The organism is Pseudomonas sp. PvP028, assembly GCF_017832255.1.
Taxonomy (GTDB): Bacteria; Pseudomonadota; Gammaproteobacteria; order Pseudomonadales; family Pseudomonadaceae; genus Aquipseudomonas; species Aquipseudomonas syringae.
Genome location: NZ_JAFIBL010000001.1, coordinates 1,595,983 through 1,613,557, shown reverse-complemented (window position 1 = coordinate 1,613,557; position 17,575 = coordinate 1,595,983). Strand labels below are relative to the sequence as shown.

Annotated in this window: 15 protein-coding genes; 11 read left to right on the top strand and 4 right to left on the bottom strand. The window is 61.5% G+C overall.

All coding sequences use genetic code 11. The annotated features are described in order from the left end of the window. Window positions 1-2: 2 nt before the first annotated feature. The 5 genes from rfbB (at window position 3) to JOE34_RS07180 (ending at window position 5,532) form a co-directional block, all read left to right on the top strand. Window positions 3-1,085, top strand: coding sequence for a dTDP-glucose 4,6-dehydratase (gene rfbB, locus JOE34_RS07200; protein WP_003394287.1), 1,083 nt, complete (start codon window positions 3-5; stop codon window positions 1,083-1,085). Between the two features lie 80 nt (window positions 1,086-1,165). Further along, a complete protein-coding gene (gene rfbC / locus JOE34_RS07195; protein ID WP_003318259.1) occupies window positions 1,166-1,711 on the top strand; it encodes a dTDP-4-dehydrorhamnose 3,5-epimerase in 546 nt (181 codons plus the stop codon). Between the two features lie 170 nt (window positions 1,712-1,881). Then, window positions 1,882-3,690 carry an ATP-binding protein gene (locus JOE34_RS07190; protein WP_032619693.1) on the top strand — a complete coding sequence of 603 codons (1,809 nt, stop codon included), beginning with the start codon at window positions 1,882-1,884 and terminating at the stop codon, window positions 3,688-3,690. Then, window positions 3,687-5,072, top strand: coding sequence for a sigma-54 dependent transcriptional regulator (locus tag JOE34_RS07185; protein WP_017278323.1), 1,386 nt, complete (start codon window positions 3,687-3,689; stop codon window positions 5,070-5,072). The genes JOE34_RS07190 and JOE34_RS07185 overlap by 4 nt, the downstream gene beginning before the upstream one ends. Next, window positions 5,059-5,532 carry a YiiD C-terminal domain-containing protein gene (locus JOE34_RS07180; protein ID WP_024664476.1) on the top strand — a complete coding sequence of 158 codons (474 nt, stop codon included), beginning with the start codon at window positions 5,059-5,061 and terminating at the stop codon, window positions 5,530-5,532. Before JOE34_RS07185 ends, JOE34_RS07180 begins: the two co-directional genes overlap by 14 nt. A 1,029-nt stretch (window positions 5,533-6,561) precedes the next feature. Here the strand turns inward: JOE34_RS07180 and cysQ are convergent. Both cysQ and nudE read right to left on the bottom strand, forming a co-directional pair. After that, window positions 6,562-7,404 carry a 3'(2'),5'-bisphosphate nucleotidase CysQ gene (gene cysQ / locus JOE34_RS07175; RefSeq protein WP_003318255.1) on the bottom strand — a complete coding sequence of 281 codons (843 nt, stop codon included), beginning with the start codon at window positions 7,402-7,404 and terminating at the stop codon, window positions 6,562-6,564. Further along, window positions 7,401-7,967: an ADP compounds hydrolase NudE gene (gene nudE / locus JOE34_RS07170; RefSeq protein ID WP_209995385.1), complete on the bottom strand. Its 567-nt coding sequence runs from the start codon at window positions 7,965-7,967 to the stop codon at window positions 7,401-7,403. Before nudE ends, cysQ begins: the two co-directional genes overlap by 4 nt. A 97-nt stretch (window positions 7,968-8,064) precedes the next feature. Here nudE and yrfG point away from each other — a divergent pair, with 97 nt between their 5' ends. Beyond that, on the top strand, window positions 8,065-8,727 hold the full coding sequence (gene yrfG, locus JOE34_RS07165) for a GMP/IMP nucleotidase (protein ID WP_003384128.1): 663 nt from the start codon (window positions 8,065-8,067) through the stop codon (window positions 8,725-8,727). A 44-nt stretch (window positions 8,728-8,771) separates the two neighbouring features. Here yrfG and lysM read toward each other — a convergent pair whose 3' ends face one another. After that, window positions 8,772-9,215, bottom strand: a complete 444-nt coding sequence (gene lysM / locus JOE34_RS07160) for a peptidoglycan-binding protein LysM (RefSeq protein ID WP_096115724.1) — start codon at window positions 9,213-9,215, stop codon at window positions 8,772-8,774. 150 nt (window positions 9,216-9,365) lie between these two features. On the opposite strand from lysM, the gene JOE34_RS07155 reads away from it, so the two are divergent. The 4 genes from JOE34_RS07155 (at window position 9,366) to JOE34_RS07140 (ending at window position 14,170) form a co-directional block, all read left to right on the top strand. Further along, window positions 9,366-10,247, top strand: a complete 882-nt coding sequence (locus JOE34_RS07155; RefSeq protein ID WP_003394270.1) for a LysR family transcriptional regulator — start codon at window positions 9,366-9,368, stop codon at window positions 10,245-10,247. 103 nt (window positions 10,248-10,350) lie between these two features. Then, entirely contained in the window at window positions 10,351-11,187 is an 837-nt protein-coding gene (fdhD, locus tag JOE34_RS07150; protein WP_003343608.1) for a formate dehydrogenase accessory sulfurtransferase FdhD, read from the top strand. Beyond that, entirely contained in the window at window positions 11,184-13,520 is a 2,337-nt protein-coding gene (locus tag JOE34_RS07145) for an FdhF/YdeP family oxidoreductase (protein WP_003413652.1), read from the top strand. Before fdhD ends, JOE34_RS07145 begins: the two co-directional genes overlap by 4 nt. 209 nt (window positions 13,521-13,729) lie before the next feature. Continuing rightward, the gene (locus JOE34_RS07140) at window positions 13,730-14,170 is read left to right on the top strand and encodes a glycine zipper domain-containing protein (protein ID WP_003318246.1); all 441 of its coding nucleotides are present in this window, start codon (window positions 13,730-13,732) and stop codon (window positions 14,168-14,170) included. A 132-nt stretch (window positions 14,171-14,302) separates the two neighbouring features. Here JOE34_RS07140 and JOE34_RS07135 read toward each other — a convergent pair whose 3' ends face one another. Continuing rightward, a complete protein-coding gene (locus tag JOE34_RS07135) occupies window positions 14,303-16,237 on the bottom strand; it encodes a RecQ family ATP-dependent DNA helicase (RefSeq protein ID WP_209995383.1) in 1,935 nt (644 codons plus the stop codon). A gap of 146 nt (window positions 16,238-16,383) precedes the next feature. Between JOE34_RS07135 and JOE34_RS07130 the strand changes: the two genes are divergently transcribed. Further along, window positions 16,384-17,205 carry a hypothetical protein gene (locus JOE34_RS07130; RefSeq protein ID WP_209995374.1) on the top strand — a complete coding sequence of 274 codons (822 nt, stop codon included), beginning with the start codon at window positions 16,384-16,386 and terminating at the stop codon, window positions 17,203-17,205. Window positions 17,206-17,575 lie beyond the last annotated feature (370 nt).

The following is a 17,575-nucleotide window of genomic DNA, read 5'->3' as shown; positions in this document are numbered from 1 at the left end:
TCATGCGAATACTCGTTACCGGAGGCGCAGGTTTCATCGGCTCTGCACTGATCCGCCACCTGATAAACAACACCGAACACGAAGTGCTGAACTTCGACAAATTGACCTACGCGGGCAACCTTGAATCGCTGCAGTCGATTGCGACCGACACGCGCTATGAGTTCGTGCAGGCGGATATCTGCGATCAGGCCCGCGTCAGTGCGGTGCTTGAGCGCTTTGCGCCTCAGGCGATCATGCACCTGGCGGCTGAATCCCACGTCGACCGCTCCATCGATGGCCCGGCCGAGTTCATCCAGACCAACATCGTCGGCACTTACAGCCTGCTGGAAGCCACACGCGCCTGGTGGCTGAAACTGCCGGAAGCGCAGCGCCAGGCGTTCCGTTTTCACCATATTTCCACTGATGAAGTGTATGGCGACTTGCACGGTGTCGATGATCTGTTCACCGAAACCACGCCCTATGCGCCCAGCTCACCCTACTCGGCGAGCAAGGCTGCGTCCGACCATCTGGTGCGCGCCTGGCACCGCACCTATGGCCTGCCGGTGGTGGTGACCAACTGCTCCAACAACTACGGGCCGTTCCACTTCCCGGAAAAGCTCATCCCGCTGGTGATTCTCAACGCCCTGGCGGGCAAGCCGCTGCCGGTATATGGCAATGGCCTGCAGGTGCGCGACTGGCTGTACGTCGAGGATCACGCGCGGGCCCTGCTCAAGGTGGTGACCGAAGGTGAGGTCGGCGAGACCTACAACATCGGTGGCCACAACGAGCAGAAAAACATCGACGTTGTGCGCGGTATCTGCGCGCTGCTCGATGAGCTCGCCCCGCAGCACCCGGCAGGCGTCGCTCAGTACAGCGACCTGATCACCTACGTGGTCGACCGTCCGGGCCACGATCAGCGTTACGCCATCGACGCCAGCAAGATCGACAAGGAGCTCGACTGGACGCCCGAAGAAACCTTCGAGTCCGGGCTGCGCAAGACTGTGCAGTGGTACCTGGATAACCTGGACTGGTGCCGCAGGGTTCAGGACGGCAGTTATCAGGGCGAACGACTGGGCTTTACCGAGCCTAAAGACCTGATTGCCTGATCAGCACCCTTCTCGGCAGGCGCGCCTCAGGGCAGACTGTCGAGTCGCCACGACTTATTCAACATTGCAGGGGAAGCCACGTGAACGTAGTCGCAACAAAATTGCCGGAAGTCCTGATTCTCGAACCCAAGGTATTCGGTGATGAGCGAGGCTTTTTCTATGAAAGTTTCAACGCCAAGGCTTTTCAGGCGGCCACCGGTCTGACCCGTGAATTCGTGCAGGACAACCACTCCCGCTCGCAGCGCGGCGTCCTGCGCGGGCTGCATTATCAGATCGAAAATGCCCAGGGCAAACTGGTACGCGTCACGGTCGGCAAGGTGCTGGATGTGGCCGTGGACATTCGCCGCAGCTCGCCGAACTTCGGCCAGTGGGTCGGCGTCGAGCTGTCCGCTGAAAACGCCCGTCAGCTGTGGGTTCCGGAAGGCTTTGCCCATGGTTTCGTGGTACTCAGCGAACACGCCGAGTTCCTGTACAAGACCACCGACTACTACACGCCTTCGGCCGAACGCTGCATCGCCTGGGACGATGCGGATCTGGCCATCGACTGGCAGTTCGACGGCCAGCCCAACCTGTCGGCCAAGGATCAGCAAGGCAAGCGCCTGAAAGAAGCCGACCTGTTTCCCTGAGCCCGCGCCCCAAGGCCGCCCGGCGCAATGTCCGGGTGCCTGACAAGCCGGCGGCGGGCATAATACGCGCCTGATGCCCACGTCAGGATCGACCGGGTGTTTCTGTTGCCTGCGACGGCGTGATCGCCAGCAGGCATCGCCAACCCTTCGGCGACGGCCAATCGATGACCATGACTCCCGCACTGCCGCGCCGCCCTCGCTGGCGCAGCCTCGCCCTTCTGGCACTCTGCCTCGCGCCGTTGCTGTGGCCGCTGGAACACCTGGCCGAACGTTATTACCGCAACGTGCTGGCCAACCAGAACCGTCAGACCCTGGACCTGTACGTCGCCAACCTGCTCGGCACCCTGCACCGTTACGAAACCCTGCCGCAGATCCTCGGCGACCTGCCGGCCTTGCGCGCCGCACTGGCGGCACCGGGCGACACACCGACCCTGGTAAACGCCAACCGTCTGCTCAGCGAAATCACGCGTCAGACCGGTGCCGATGTCATGTATCTGATGGACGCAAATGGCCTGACCCTGGCGGCTTCGAACTCGGAGCAGAAGGACAGCTTCATTGGCCGCAACTTCTCTTTCAGGCCCTATTTTATCGATGCGCGGGCGGGCAGAACCGGGCGGTTCTTCGGCCTCGGCACGACCTCTGCCAAACGTGGCTACTTTTTCGCCGGCCCGGTGCGTGACGGTGAGCGGATCATCGGCGTGCTGGTGGTCAAGGTCGATCTGGACCACACCGAAACCCTGTGGGGCAAGACGCCCGAACAACTGCTGCTGACCGACCAGAACGGCGTGGTGATTCTGACTTCCAACCCCGAATGGCGCTTTCGGGCGACCCGCGACCTGACCGATGACGAGAAAAAAGCCATCGTCGCGATCCAGTCCTACCCGACCCGCGATCCGCGTCCGTTGAGGATCGATGAACACGCCTGGCTGACTCAGACCCAGGCCATCGAAGAAACCGGCTGGAACGTCAACATCCTCGCGCCTCGCGCCCTTGTCGACCGTCAGGTGCGCACAGTGGTAGCGATTGGCGGCGCAGCGCTGCTGGTGCTGATGTTGCTGCTGGGGCTGATGATGCAGCGTCGTCGTCATTATCTGGACCGCATCGCTTTCGAGGCCAAGGCGCGCCGCGAGCTGGAGATGCGGGTTATCGAGCGGACCAGCGATCTAGAGGGGCTCAACAGCCGTCTGCGTCAGGAAGTGCTGGAGCGCGAACAGGCGCAACAGGAGCTGGTGCAGGCTCAGGATGAACTGGTGCAGACCAGCAAACTGACGGCGCTGGGCACCATGTCGGCGAGTATCAGCCATGAGCTGAATCAGCCGTTGGCCGCCATCCGCAGTTACGCCGAAAACGCCGAAGTGCTGCTCGATCATCAGCGCACCGAGGATGCACGCGGCAACCTCAAGCTGATCAGCGAACTGACCGGGCGCATGGCCTCGATCATCGCGCACTTGCGCGCCTTCGCTCGTCGCGACCGCCACGCCCCTGAAAGCGTGGCACTGCAACCGGCGCTGGAAGATGCGCTGGCGCTGCTGGCCAAGCGGCGGCGCGCCATGGAAGTCGAGCTGATCCGTGACCTGCCGGACGCCACGATCTGGGTGCAGGCCGGTGAAACCCGTCTGCGTCAGGTGCTCGGCAATCTGATCGCCAACGCGCTGGACGCCCTCACTGAAAAAGGCCCGCCGCGCAGGCTGTGGATAAGTGTCGAGCAGACCGCCGAGGGCGTTAACCTGTACATTCGTGACAACGGCCCCGGCTTTTCCCAGGAAGCACTGGCGCGGGCCCGCGAGCCCTTCTTTACGACCAAGACCCGCACCCAGGGCCTTGGCCTCGGTCTGGCCATCTGCGATACGCTGATGCGCGCGCTGGGCGGCGAATTGCTGTTCGCCAACCATCCCAGCGGCGGTGCGCTGCTGACCCTGCGCCTGCGGGCCGGTGCTTCCGGAGCCAATCTTCAACCGCCAGAGGACCTTTCTGCATGAGTTCGGACACAGCCATCGACAGCCAGATTCAGGTGGTGCTGATCGACGACGATTCGCACCTGCGTCAGGCCCTGCGCCAGACGCTGGACCTGGCTGGCCTGAACGTTCTGTCGCTGCCCGAAGCGACCGGGCTGGCCGAACGCATCGGCCGCGACTGGCCGGGCGTGGTGGTCAGCGATATTCGCATGCAGGGCATGGACGGCCTGGAACTGCTCGACCAGCTTCACGCGCAGGACCCCGACCTGCCGGTGCTGCTGATCACCGGGCATGGCGATGTACCGTTGGCGGTAAAGGCCATGCGCGCCGGGGCCTACGACTTTCTGGAAAAGCCCTTCGCCAGCGACGCCATGCTCGACAGCGTGCGCCGCGCTCTGGCGGTGCGCCGTCTGGTGCTGGATAACCGCAGCCTGCGCCTGGCCCTGAGTGATCGCCAACAACTGAGCACACGCCTGATCGGTCAGTCGCCGCCGATCCTGCGTCTGCGCGAACAAATCGGCGCATTGGCCGGGACGCGAGCCGACGTGCTGATCCTCGGCGAAACCGGCGCAGGCAAAGAAGTGGTCGCCCGCGCGCTGCACGATCTGTCCAACCGCCGCAGCGGCCCGTTCGTGGCGATCAACGCCGGCGCGCTGGCTGAATCGGTGGTGGAAAGCGAGCTGTTCGGCCACGAGCCAGGGGCCTTTACCGGCGCGCAGAAGCGGCGTATCGGCAAGTTCGAGTTTGCCAACGGCGGCACGCTGTTCCTCGATGAAATCGAAAGCATGAGCCTGGACGTGCAGGTCAAGCTGCTGCGCCTGCTGCAGGAACGCGTGGTCGAGCGAATGGGCAGCAACCAGCAGATCCCGCTGGACATCCGCATCATCGCCGCGACCAAGGAAGACCTGCGTCACGCGGCCGATCAGGGCCGCTTCCGGGCAGACTTGTATTATCGACTGAACGTGGCCTCGCTGCGCATCCCGCCGTTGCGCGAACGGGGTGAAGATGCGCTGATGCTGTTCGAACATTATGCCGATGCCGCGAGCATGCGCCACGGCATCCCCAAGCACGAACTCAAGCCGGGCCAGCGCGCGCTGCTGTTGCGGCATAACTGGCCGGGCAATGTCCGGGAACTGCAAAACGCTGCCGAGCGTTTTGCGTTGGGTCTGGAACTGGAGCTGGAAGGCGCTGATGCAGAGCAGGCGCCACCGCCGGGCGGCGGGCTGAGCGATCAGGTGGAAAGCTTCGAGCGCGCGTTGATCGCCGCCGAACTGGCGCGCCCGCACAGCTCGGTGCGCAGCCTGGCGGAAGCGCTGGGTGTGCCGCGCAAGACCCTGCACGACAAACTGCGCAAGCACGGCCTGACGTTTGGCGACAGCAGCGGAGCTTCCGATGACAACGATTGAGCCTGAACATGACGCCGCCCACGCGCTGGAGCAGGTGCTGCACCACGACATCCCGCTGACCCGCGAGATGGGCATGCGCGTGATCGACTGGCACAACCAGACACTGCGTCTGCACCTGCCGCTGGCACCCAACGTCAACCACAAGAGCACGCTGTTCGGCGGCAGCCTGTATTGCGGCGCAGTACTGGCGGGCTGGGGCTGGCTGCACCTGCGACTGCGTGAGGCCGGGATCACCGATGGGCATATCGTGATTCAGGACGGACAGATCAGTTATCCACTGCCGGTACGCAGCGACGCCATCGCCCGCTGCGACGCGCCCGAGCTGGCGCAGTGGGAAAAATTCATCGCCACCTACCAACGCCGAGGCCGCGCCCGCCTGACCCTGCACACCTGCATCAGCGAGCAGGACAGCGAAGAACACGCCGTGCGCTTTGTCGGGCAGTTTGTGTTGCACCGGTGAGGCTGCGCGTAGTTGATGCACTGGACGCAGACCTGTGGGAGCGAGCCGGGCGACGCTTCGCTTGCTCGCAAAGAGGCCGGTGCAATCGGCAAATATTCATCGCCTGAACAATCGCCTTCGCGAGCAAGCTCGCTCCCACAAGAACGCGCCTGACCCTGCATACCTGTATCAAGCGAAGAACACGCCGTGCGCTTTGTCGGGCAGTTCGTGTTGCGCCAGTGAGGCTGCGCGTAGTGGATGAACTGGACGCAGACCTGTGGGAGCGAGCCGGGCGACGCTTCGCTTGCTCGCGAAGAGGCCAGTGTAATCCGCAAAAACTCATCGCTTGAACAATCGCCTTCGCGAGCAAGCTCGCTCCCACAAGAACGCGCCTGACCCTGCATACCTGTATCAAGCGAAGAACACGCCGTGCGCTTTGTCGGGCAGTCCGTGTTGCGCCAGTGAGGCTGCGCGTAGTGGATGCACTGGACGCAGACCTGTGGGAGCGAGCCGGGCGACGCTTCGCTTGCTCGCGAAGAGGCCGGTGCAATCGGCAAAAATTCATCGCCTGAACAATCGCCTTCGCGAGCAAGCTCGCTCCCACAAGAACGCGTCTGACCCTGCATACTTGTATCAAGCGAAGAACACGCCGTGTGCTTTGTCGGGCAGTTCGTGTTGCGCCAGTGAGGCTGCGCGTAGTGGATGAACTGGACGCAGACCTGTGGGAGCGAGCCGGGCGACGCTTCGCTTGCTCGCAAAGAGGCCGGTGCAATCGGCAAAAACTCATCGCCTGAACAATCGCCTTCGCGAGCAAGCTCGCTCCCACAAGAACGCGGCCGCCCCTGCATCAGCGAAGAACAGGCCATGCGCTTTTGCACTGGTGAAGCTGTCTCAGCCAAGCGTCTCAGCGCTTTTGTAGGAGCGAACTTGTTCGCGAAGGCGTCGTTTCAAACACTGGATTTGCTGTGGATGCCCCGGCCCTTTCGCGAGCAAGCGAAGCGTCGCCCGGTTCGCTCCTACGCCCGCCGGGCAGAGGCCTTGAAGCCGGCCTCAGGACTGCGCCAGCACCAGCAGTTTGTCGCGCCATTCGGCGTTGGCGGGCAGGGCCAGGAAGAACGGGTTGAGCAGCGATTCGCGGGCCGGGTAGCTGAACGGCTGGCCGTCCAGTTGCAACACTTCGCCTCCTGCACCTTCAAGCACGCCCTGCGCCGCTGCGGTGTCCCACTGCGAAGTCGGGGCCAGGCGTGGGTAGCAGTCGGCGGCGCCTTCGGCCAGCAGGCAGAATTTCAGTGAGCTGCCGATGTTGGTCAGTTGCAAATGACCCAGCCCGTTCGACAGGCCGGCGAGCAAATGCTCCTGCTCCGGGCTGGAATGGCGGCGGCTGGCGACCACGGTAAAGGTCTGCCCTTCGCCAAGCTGGTTGCGCACTGCGATCGGCTGGATGTGGTCGACGCTATCACTGCGCCAGGCACCCAGCCCCGCGCCGCCGAAGTAGCAGCGGTTATTGGTGGGCATCGAGACCACGCCGAATACCACGCGGCCACGCTCGATCAGCGCGACATTGACGGTGAACTCTTCACTGCCGGAGATGAACTCCTTGGTGCCGTCCAGCGGATCGACCAGCCACCAGCGCTCCCAGCCTGCCCGCTCGCTGAGGGGGATATCCGCGTCCTCTTCGGAGAGCACGTGAATGTCCGGGTCAAGCGCCTGCAGGCCCTCGACCAGCACCTGATGGGCGGCCAGATCAGCGGCGGTCACCGGCGAGTCGTCAGTCTTGGTGGTCACGGTGACGTTGGCGCGCCAGAACGGCAGGATCACTTCGCCCGCCAGTCGCGTCAGTTCAATCACCGGGGCGAGCAGCGGATGTGGCAGGTTGTGCAGAGAATCGGTCATGGCTGGAACAATCCACGCTGGTTCAGCAGGTCACGTGTGAGGTACAGCGCGGCCAGCGCGCGGCCTTCGCTGAACTGGGCATTCTGGGCAAGGCTCGACAGCTCGCGCAGGTTGATCCGGTCGACCCGGATCGGCTCGGGCTCGTCGCCTTCCAGCCGCTCTTCGTAAAGGTCGGTGGCCAGCACCACCTGAATTTTCTGGCTCATGTAGCCCGGGGACAGCGACAGCTCGGTCAACAGTTCCAGCTCCCGCGCACCGAAACCGGCCTCCTCCTTGAGTTCACGGTTGGCAGCCGCCAGCACGTCTTCGCCCGGCTCGATCAGGCCCTTGGGCAGGGACAGCTCGTAGGCATCGGTGCCGCCACAATATTCTTCGATCAGCACAGCGTGATCGGCATCGAGCATGGCCACGATCATCACCGCCCCGGGGCCCGTGCCTTTGCTGGCCAGACGCTCATAGGTCCGCTCGACGCCATTGGCAAAGCGCAATTGCAGCTCTTCAACGCGGAACAGACGACTACTGGCGACGATTGCGCGGGCAAGTACGGTAGGTTTCTGACGCATGACAGGCTCCTTTACATGAACGAGGTACTATACCGAGCTTTTCCCGATGTCTGTGTCGGATATGCTTACCCGCTATCAACCCCTTGACGAGGCCAGAATGCTTTCCATGCCCTGGAGCGAAATCGATACCGTCCTGCTGGATATGGACGGCACGTTGCTCGACCTGCATTACGACGAACACTTCTGGATGCAGCACCTGCCGCAGCGCTACGCCGAACTGCATGGCGTCAGTTTCGCCATGGCCTGGCTGGAGTTGAAACCGCTGTTCGAAAACAACGCGGGCACGCTCAACTGGTACTGCCTGGATTTCTGGAGCACCGAGCTTAACCTGTCGGTCCGCGACCTGAAACGCGAAATCGCTCACATGATTGCGCTGCGCCCGGACGCCGAGACGTTTCTCGCGGCCCTGCAAAAAGCCGGCAAGCGGGTGATCATGATCACCAATGCGCACCGTGATTCGTTGTCGCTGAAGATGGAGCGAATCGAGCTGGCGCCTTATTTCGAACGCCTTATCAGCTCTCACGATTACGGCTTTCCCAAAGAAAGCCAGCATTTCTGGGACGCTTTGAAGGCCGAAACAGCGTTCGACCCGGCACGCAGCCTGTTTATCGACGATACCCTGCCAATACTGCGCAGCGCTCGACACTTCGGTGTAGCTCATTTGCTGGCAGTCAGCCAGCCCAACAGCCAGAAAGGCCCGAAAGACACCGAAGAGTTCGCCGCAGTGGACGACTATCGGGAGCTGAGCAAGGGATTGTAAGTAACGCCATGTGCCCGCCTGAAAAGGCGGGCAGCGTCTTCAGATCACTTCGGAATGCGCAGCTTCTGACCCGGATAGATCTTGTCCGCGCTCTTGAGCATCGGCTTATTGGCTTCAAAGATTTTCTGGTACTGGTTGGCATCGCCATAAACGCGCTTGGAAATCGCGCTAAGCGTGTCGCCCGACTTTACTTCCACGTATTCGGACTCTGCGCCTGCGCTGCCCTCGACGGTCATCTGGTCGTCGACTTTTTCCACGCCGTGGATATTTCCCAGGATCAGAACGATCTTTTCCCGCTCCTCCTGGCTGGAGACTTTGCCTTCGACGATGACCGTGCCGCCATCGATCCGGGTCCGCACATTAGGGTTGCCCAGACCGACTTCGGAGATATGCTTTTTCAGCAACTCATCGGCGTTGGCTTTATCATCTCGCAGAAGTGCATCCAGAATTTTCTCGCCTGCTTCTTTGATGAAACTGATAAGACTCATTTTCTGGTTATCCGTGAGTAGGTTTGAGGAATAGCGTGATGAGTGTAGTCCTTGTAAATCAAGGGCTACAGGCTTCCGACCAATGTAGCCCGACCATCGTTCAGCCTGAACGCGTAGAATCGGCTGTCTGGACGGCTTAGCGGAGTGAACATGGACATCAAGCAACTTAAATTTCTGATCGCCCTCGACGAGACGAGGCACTTCGGCCAGGCGGCTGCGCGCTGCAACATCACCCAGCCGACGCTGTCGATGCGCCTGCGCAATCTGGAAGAAGAGCTTGGCTTGCCACTGGTCAATCGCGGCCAGCGCTTCGAAGGTTTCACCGCACCAGGCGAACGCGTATTGGCCTGGGCACGCACGGTACTGGCTGCCTACGACGGTCTGCAGGCTGAAGCGGCCGCCTGCCGCGGTCATCTGGTCGGGACGTTGCGCCTGGGCGTAGTGCCGCTGTCGAGCTTCGATCCGCTGCCATTACTGCACCGATTGCACCAACTGCACCCCAATCTGCGCTTCGAGCTGTCGTCACTCAGCTCCGAGCAAGTGCTGGAACAACTGGCGAGCAATCGTATCGACCTGGGCGTCTCGTACCTGGAGCGGCTGGACAACGAGCGTTTCGATTCGCTGCCCCTGGACGACACGCGCATGGGCCTGCTGTACGACCGTCGGCACTTTTCGTTTGGCGACGATCCCTTGAGCTGGGCCGATCTGGTCGAGCTGCCACTGGGCATGCTGACCAGCGGCATGCATTTTCGCCAGTCGATCGATCACAACTTCCATAGCCGCGGCCTGCAACCCAACCCGCTGATACAAACCGATGCCGTTCATCAGTTGCTGCAAGCCGTACATGGCGGTTTTTGCTGCGCGATCATGCCGCTGGATGGCGGACTGGAAACGCTCACCGAACATTTGCGCCTGCATCCGATTGCCGACTCCCGGACTTTGGCCCGGCTGGGGTTGATCATGCGCCGCAGTGCGCCGCGCTCGGCACTGGCCGAAGCCTGTTTTGCGCTGGTAGCCGAAATACCGCGCTAGGGCGTTGATCGACGTCATCTATCGGGGCATCAGCACTAGCGATTAGACGATTTCACATAACGGGCCTAGTCTTGCAGATGTCATTCTGCCGGTATTTCAGCCCATGCCCGTTACGCGCAAGGTCAGCTCGGCGTCCTTTGCTACGCCAGCCCCCGAAGCAAGCCAGTCCTACAGCTACTCGAATCTCGAGGGCACGGCCTCTGCACGCAACGAACTTGCCGAAGAAGTGGCACTGGCGATTGCCTACAACGGCATCAGCCAGGCGGTCATGCTGGTCAGCCCGACCGATCTGGAAGACTTTATCGTCGGCTTCAGCCTGGGCAGCGGCATCATTGCCTCGCATGACGAAATCTACGACTTCAAACTCAGCGGTCGCGGCTCGGCGATGCAGGCCGAGGTCGAGATCGCCAGCCGCGCGTTCTGGGAACTCAAGCAGCAGCGCCGACAGTTAGCTGGCACCAGCGGCTGCGGACTGTGTGGCGTTGAAGCCGTCGAGCAAGCATTGCCTGACCTGAAAGCGCTGCCCGGCGCGCCCCTGCCCCCGATCGAATGGCTGGAAGGCCTGCGTCAGCGCATCGGCGAGTTCCAGCCGCTTGGCCGCCATTGCGGCGCTGTGCACGCGGCGGTGTTCATGGACGGCAACGGCCAGTTGCTGCTGGGCCGTGAAGACATCGGCCGCCACAACGCGCTGGACAAACTGATCGGCGCCTTGATCCGCCAGGACATCCCCTTGGCCGGCGGCGTCGCCATCGTGACCAGTCGCTGCAGCCTGGAACTGATTCAGAAAGTATTGCGCGCCGGCATCCAGACGCTGGTCAGCCTGTCGTCGCCCACCGGCCTGGCCCTGCAATGGGCCCGCCGTCATAACCTCAATTTAATTCACCTGCCGCAGCACAGTGCGCCGCGGGTCTATAGCCCTGCGATGGAGATTCAAGCGTGAGCACTCATCATCAAGCCGACAAGACACCAACCCCCCGCTACAAGCCGTACAAAGGTGCGGCAGGCGGATGGGGCGCACTGATCAGCGTGACGCAACACTGGCTGGGCAGTGACAACGCGCTGAAGAACCTGCGCATGATGCTCAAGACCAACCAGAACGGCGGTTTCGACTGCCCGGGCTGCGCCTGGGGTGATTCGCCGGAAAGCGGCATGGTCAAGTTCTGCGAGAACGGCGCCAAGGCGGTGAACTGGGAAGCGACCAAGCGCCGTGTCGACCCGGCCTTCTTCGCCCGCTACAGCGTCAGCTCGTTGATGGAGCAGAGTGATTACTGGCTCGAGTATCAGGGCCGTCTGACCGAGCCGATGACTTATGACGCGGAAACCGACCGTTACAAGCCGATCAGCTGGGACAACGCGTTTGCGCTGATCGCCAAGCACCTGAAGAACCTGCCCAGCCCGAACATGGCCGAGTTCTACACCTCGGGTCGCGCCAGCAACGAAGCGGCGTACCTGTATCAGCTGTTCGTGCGCGCCTACGGCACTAACAACTTCCCGGACTGCTCGAACATGTGCCACGAGGCCAGCGGCGTAGCACTGTCGCAAAGCGTCGGCGTCGGCAAGGGCACCGTCACGTTCGAGGATTTCGAACACGCCGATGCCATCTTCGTCCTCGGTCAGAACCCCGGCACCAACCACCCGCGCATGCTCGAGCCTTTGCGTGAAGCAGTACAGCGCGGCGCTCAGGTGGTTTGCGTCAACCCGCTCAAAGAGCGTGGCCTGGAGCGTTTCCAGCATCCGCAACACCCGGTCGAGATGCTCACCAACGGCGACCGCCCGACCAACACCGCCTACTTCCGCCCTGCCCTGGGTGGCGACATGGCGCTGTTGCGCGGCATGGCCAAGTTCCTGCTGCAATGGGAGCGCGAGGCGCAGGCCAACAACGCACCTTCGGTGTTCGATCACGCGTTCCTCAACGAACACACCGAAGGCGTACTCGAATACCTGGCCGCCATCGATGACACGTCCTGGGACGCCATCGTCGAGCAGTCCGGCCTGCCGCTGAGCGACATCGAACAATCGGCACGCATGTACGCCAAAGGCAAGAACGTGATCATGTGCTGGGCGATGGGGATTACCCAGCACCGTCACTCGGTACCGACCATCCAGGAAATCGCCAACCTGATGCTGCTGCGCGGCAACATCGGTCGTCCGGGTGCCGGCCTGTGCCCGGTGCGCGGTCACAGTAACGTGCAGGGTGACCGCACCATGGGCATCAACGAGCGCCCACCGGTGTTCCTGCTCGATGCTCTGGAAAAACGCTTCCAGTTCAAAGTACCCCGCGAAAATGGTCACAACGTCGTCGAAGCCATTCACGCCATGGCCGAAGGTCGCGCCAAGGTGTTCATCGCGCTGGGCGGCAACTTCGCTCAGGCCACCCCGGACAGCCATCGCACTGCCGAAGCCCTGAGCAATTGCGACCTGACCGTACAGATCAGCACCAAGCTGAACCGCAGCCACCTGTTCCACGGCAAGGACGCGCTGATCCTGCCGTGCTTCGGCCGTACCGACATCGATATCCAGGCCAACGGCCCACAAGCCGTCACCGTGGAAGATTCGTTCAGCATGGTTCACGCTTCCAATGGCCAGTTGAAGCCGTCCTCGAAGCAAATGCGCTCCGAGCCGGCGATCATCGCCGGTATCGCCAACGCTACGCTGGGCAAGGCGCCTGTGGACTGGTTGTGGCTGGTCGAGGACTACAACCGTATTCGTGACCTGATCGCCGACACCATCCCCGGCTTCAAGGATTTCAACGAGCGCGTCAAGCACCCGGGCGGCTTCTACCTGGGTAACGCTGCTGGCGCACGTCGCTGGAACACTGCGTCGACCCGCGCCAACTTCAAGTCCAACGCGCTGCCGTTGACTCTGATCAATGAACACGTCAGCTCGACCGGGCAGATCCCGGACCTGATCATGCAGTCGATGCGCTCGCACGATCAGTACAACACCACCATCTATGGCCTGGACGACCGTTATCGCGGCGTTAAAGGTCAGCGTGACGTGCTGTTCGTCAACGAAGCCGACATCATCCGTCTGGGCTTCCAGCCGGGGCAGAAGGCGGACCTGATTTCGATCTGGAGTGATAACCGCGAGCGCCGCGTCAAAGGCTTCACATTGCTGCCGTTCGATATTCCGGCCGGTCAGGCTGCCGCCTACTACCCAGAGGTCAACCCGCTGGTGCCGCTGGAAAGCGTGGGCGATGGCAGCAGCACGCCGACATCGAAGTTCGTTGCCATCCGCCTCGAGCGCTCGGCAGAGTCGGCACGCATCCTCTGACGTCCCTGAAAGACGCCCACAAAAAAGGCCCGCTTCACTGGAAGCGGGCCTTTTGCAAGTAACCTCAGACTCTCTTTTTCGACTTAAGTTCCTTAGCCAAAACAGTAACTTAGCAGTTTGTGTGGCAATCGTGTTACTCGTCGGAATTGCATTGCTACATTCTTCACTTGACACCAAGATCGCGGCGTCATCCCTATGAGATTCCATACATGAAGTATTCCTCGATACTGTTGTTGTCTCTTACCTTGATCGGCGGTGCAGCGTCTGCAGGCAACCTCGAGTCAGGCGTAGGCGGAGCATTGGGTGGGGTACTCGGTTCGGTCGTCGGCCAGCAGGTCGGCGGCAGCACTGGTTCAGCAATTGGCGCGGGTGTCGGCGGCGCAGCCGGTGGCGCTGTAGGCGCAGATCGTCGCAACCGCACAGAAGCAGCCATTGGCGGCGGTCTGGGCGCAGCGGGCGGTAACGTGCTGGGTCGCAGCGTCGGCGGCAACACCGGCAGCCTGGTAGGCTCGGCGGTAGGTGGCGGCGGCGGTGCTGCACTCGGCAACTACATGGGCAACGAAAGCCGCAGCGACGATCGTCGTTATCGTGGTGGCCGTGACCATGGCCATCGCCCGAAGCACCACGGCCATCGCCGTCATCGTGACTGATACCACCGTCAGTTGCTGAAGCACAAAAACCGGCCGCTCTTGAGCGGCCGGTTTTCATTTGTCTGTCGCAGCGCAGGCTCTGGACTGGATGCAGAGCATCGCCACCCTGGTCAGATCACTTTGTGCGCGTAGTCAGTTACCAGCCATGGCCTGCACCCACGTCCTGACCTGTGCGTACGGATAATCCTCCAACACGGCAAACCCGGCAGTGGCGCGGGCTTTGAGCTTGGTGAACAGCGGCACGCTGATGCCGCACAGAAAACGCGTCAGGCAATCAGCGCTGGGCCGCTGGCCGGTGTAGTCCTGGTGCTTGTGGATAAACTCGCTGCACAGTTGCTGGAAGTTTCGATTCGCCAGAGGCTCCAGCGCGGGTGGTTCGGGCAGGTAGGCGACTTCGCCGAGGCAGACCGAGCAATGCCCGCAACGCTCAGGCGCATTGTGATCACCGAAGTACCGCGCCAGCCGATGGGTCAGGCACTGGTCACTGGCGAACACGTCCAGCATGGTGTGAATGCGCGCAACTTCAGTGGCTTCGTGATGAGCGAAATAATCGTGCAATTCGACGCTTAGGGCCTGTGCATCAAAGTCGCTGCGCAACAGGCTGTAGACCTCGGTCATCTGTTTGCTTTCAAGCTCGATCCAGCCTTTTTCCTGAAAGTAATCCAGCGCCTTGACCACTCGCCCGCGCTCGGCGCCGTATTGCTGGTACATCGCCTCGAAATCGACGGTGGCCCAGGTGCGTGCCCGGTTTGAGGTGTCGGTCAGGGCCTGAACGAACTCGCGTCGCTCCCCTTCGAAACGCGCCATCAGGTCTTGCGGCTGAAGCAGAAACTTGAAGCGGTACTCGGCAAAATATGCGTAACGCGGCGCAATGATCCCGCGCAGCTCCAGTTGCACCAGCAGGGTCTTCAACGGCAATTGACGAATGTTGCTGAGGTCGGCGAGCGGCCCCAACAGGAACTCCCACTGCCCGTCATGACGCGCCCCGAGCAAATCCTCCAGCACACGGGCAATCCCCTCGCGCTCCGGCGTATCGCCGTACACGAAGTTCTCCAGCACGTTGAGGCTGTCGCGGTTGGCCAGCACCAGACAATCCGAAGCAGCACCATCGCGCCCTGCCCGGCCGATTTCCTGGCTGTAGTTCTCGATGGATTTGGGCAGGTCGAAATGCACCACGTTGCGAATGTCGCTTTTGTCGATGCCCATCCCGAACGCGATGGTTGCCACGATGCAGTTCAAATGGCCGCCCATGAACTGCTTCTGGATCGACTCGCGCTGATCGTTGGGCAGCCCGGCATGGTAGGCGCTGGCGGGCAGGCCATTCTGTTCCAGATGCGCGGCGATATGTTCGGCGGTCTTTTGCAGGGTCACGTAAACGATGGTCGGTTGCCCGCGACGCTCGTTGAGCCACTCCACCAGCCGGCGTCGCTTGTCTCGTCCGCTGACCGGCTTGACCCACAGGTGCAGGTTGGCGCGGTAGAAACCGGTGGTGATGACATCCTCGGGGGCGATGGCGAATTTGTCCTGCATGTCGGTGATGACTTGCGGGGTCGCCGTGGCGGTCAGCAGCAATGTCTGGGGAATATTGAATTCGCGCTGGTAGTCCGGCAGTTTCAGGTAGTCGGGGCGGAAGTTATGCCCCCACTCCGAGATGCAGTGCGCTTCGTCGACCACCAGCAGGGAAATCGGTACTTGAGCGATGAAATTGCGGAAGCGCTCGTTCTTCAGGCGCTCGACCGAGATCATCAGAATCTTCAACTCGCCGGAGCGTGCGCGCGCCATCACGTCAGCGATCTCGTCGCGGCTCTGCGCCGAATCAATGCTCGCCGCCGAAATGCCATGGCGGTGCAGGAAGGCAAGCTGATCCTGAATCAGCGCCAGCAACGGCGACACCACCAGCGTCAAATGCGGCAACATCAAGGCAGGCAATTGGTAACATAGCGACTTGCCCGAGCCAGTCGGAAAGATCGCCGCAGCCGAGCGTCCGGCCAGCACCGCACTGATGGCAGCCTCCTGCCCCGGCCGGAACTGTGTGTAGCCGAATACCTGTTCGAGACGCTGGTGCATTCGCGGTCCATCCATCAGTCAAAAAACGGCCTCAACCTTAACGCGCCAGGCCGGATGCACATAGCACCAAAGCGTTGCAGAAACTCTACCCACCGGCCGATATCATTGTAATATCACACCAGAACATCGCTTGATCAGGAGCAGGAATGGATTCCCTACAGCAACCCGAGGACGACGGGATCATCCGCATTCAGCGCCTCGTGCCCGGTCAGGTCGATGTGGTGCTGGGCTCGCATCCACGCCGCAAGCGCGTCGATGCGCCTCGCCGCTCACGCCCTTATGGCCTGTGGCTGGCGTGCCTTATTGCTGCAGCCTGCGTGGCCGGACTGATCACCTCACACGCGAGAGGCCCCAAAGCGCTGGCAGTACCGCCTGTTGTGCAGTCCATACCTGAAACCCGGACAGTCGAGGCCGAGGCGCAGCCCGTAGCCGCCGCCGATCCTGCGCCCACACACATTCGAAAAACCGCAGAGCTTGTGCCGATCGCGGCCACTGTGGCGCCGCCCGCCCCTGTGCAGCCCTTGGATGACTGCATGAAAAACGGCAACGTCATCGATGAGGCGGTGGCGAACTGTCGATTCGGCCAGCTTCATCGCCCCGCTCAGGCAGAACCGGCAACAGGCATGGTGTCTGCCGACTACATGGCCGATTTCAAGGCCAATGCTTCACGCAACTCCACGCGTTCTTCCAGGCCTTACAGCTTAGCGACGGCCTCCATCCGCGAAGCGGACGGCAGAAACCGCTACCGCGCGCAGTGGCGGGTGTACGGCAACACGATCGATGGCGACAGCGTCTGCGAAAACTTCGCTATTCGTTCATTCGAACGGCGCGAGTGTCGCAAGGCAGCGGAGGTCAATTTCAGAGAAGAGTGCCGAGAGTGGACCAAACGCACGGCGAGAAACCGCGACGAGGACAGTAAAAACGCCCAACAACGCTATTGTGAAGTGACCGCAAATTTCTCACCCTGAAAACGAGCCTGCAACCCTCTGGCACAGTAGTTTCACCAATGTTTTCTATTTTCTTGGTGCACGACCAGCATCTGAGAATGCGCAAAAACGGACACCTGTGTAGCCAAAGGCTTACACGCAATGAAGCGAATGGCTATTTTGCACCTGCCATTAGAGCCGTAAGATTGGATCCAACAACTGGCGAACAAGGAGTTCGCCAGGATCAGGGACGATCGACCATCGCCGGGAAGGCAGCCGACAGGGAGTTGGAATGGTCTTGGTACAAACCCGCTTCGGCGGGTTTTTTATTGCCTGCGATTTTTGCCGTCAGCAGCCATATCACCTTAAGATTTTTCCTGACGCCAGATTTCCCGCTCTTCAAAGGGCCGTT

Bases quoted from the DNA above. Each gene is read 5' to 3' on its own strand.
- rfbB (WP_003394287.1), top strand. From the start codon at position 3: ATGCGAATACTCGTTACCGGAGGCGCAGGTTTCATCGGCTCTGCACTG.
- JOE34_RS07190 (WP_032619693.1), top strand. From the start codon at position 1,882: ATGACTCCCGCACTGCCGCGCCGCCCTCGCTGGCGCAGCCTCGCCCTT.
- JOE34_RS07185 (WP_017278323.1), top strand. From the start codon at position 3,687: ATGAGTTCGGACACAGCCATCGACAGCCAGATTCAGGTGGTGCTGATC.
- JOE34_RS07180 (WP_024664476.1), top strand. From the start codon at position 5,059: ATGACAACGATTGAGCCTGAACATGACGCCGCCCACGCGCTGGAGCAG.
- cysQ (WP_003318255.1), bottom strand. From the start codon at position 7,404: ATGACCGATTCTCTGCACAACCTGCCACATCCGCTGCTCGCCCCGGTG.
- nudE (WP_209995385.1), bottom strand. From the start codon at position 7,967: ATGCGTCAGAAACCTACCGTACTTGCCCGCGCAATCGTCGCCAGTAGT.
- yrfG (WP_003384128.1), top strand. From the start codon at position 8,065: ATGCTTTCCATGCCCTGGAGCGAAATCGATACCGTCCTGCTGGATATG.
- lysM (WP_096115724.1), bottom strand. From the start codon at position 9,215: ATGAGTCTTATCAGTTTCATCAAAGAAGCAGGCGAGAAAATTCTGGAT.
- JOE34_RS07155 (WP_003394270.1), top strand. From the start codon at position 9,366: ATGGACATCAAGCAACTTAAATTTCTGATCGCCCTCGACGAGACGAGG.
- fdhD (WP_003343608.1), top strand. From the start codon at position 10,351: ATGCCCGTTACGCGCAAGGTCAGCTCGGCGTCCTTTGCTACGCCAGCC.
- JOE34_RS07140 (WP_003318246.1), top strand. From the start codon at position 13,730: ATGAAGTATTCCTCGATACTGTTGTTGTCTCTTACCTTGATCGGCGGT.
- JOE34_RS07135 (WP_209995383.1), bottom strand. From the start codon at position 16,237: ATGCACCAGCGTCTCGAACAGGTATTCGGCTACACACAGTTCCGGCCG.
- JOE34_RS07130 (WP_209995374.1), top strand. From the start codon at position 16,384: ATGGATTCCCTACAGCAACCCGAGGACGACGGGATCATCCGCATTCAG.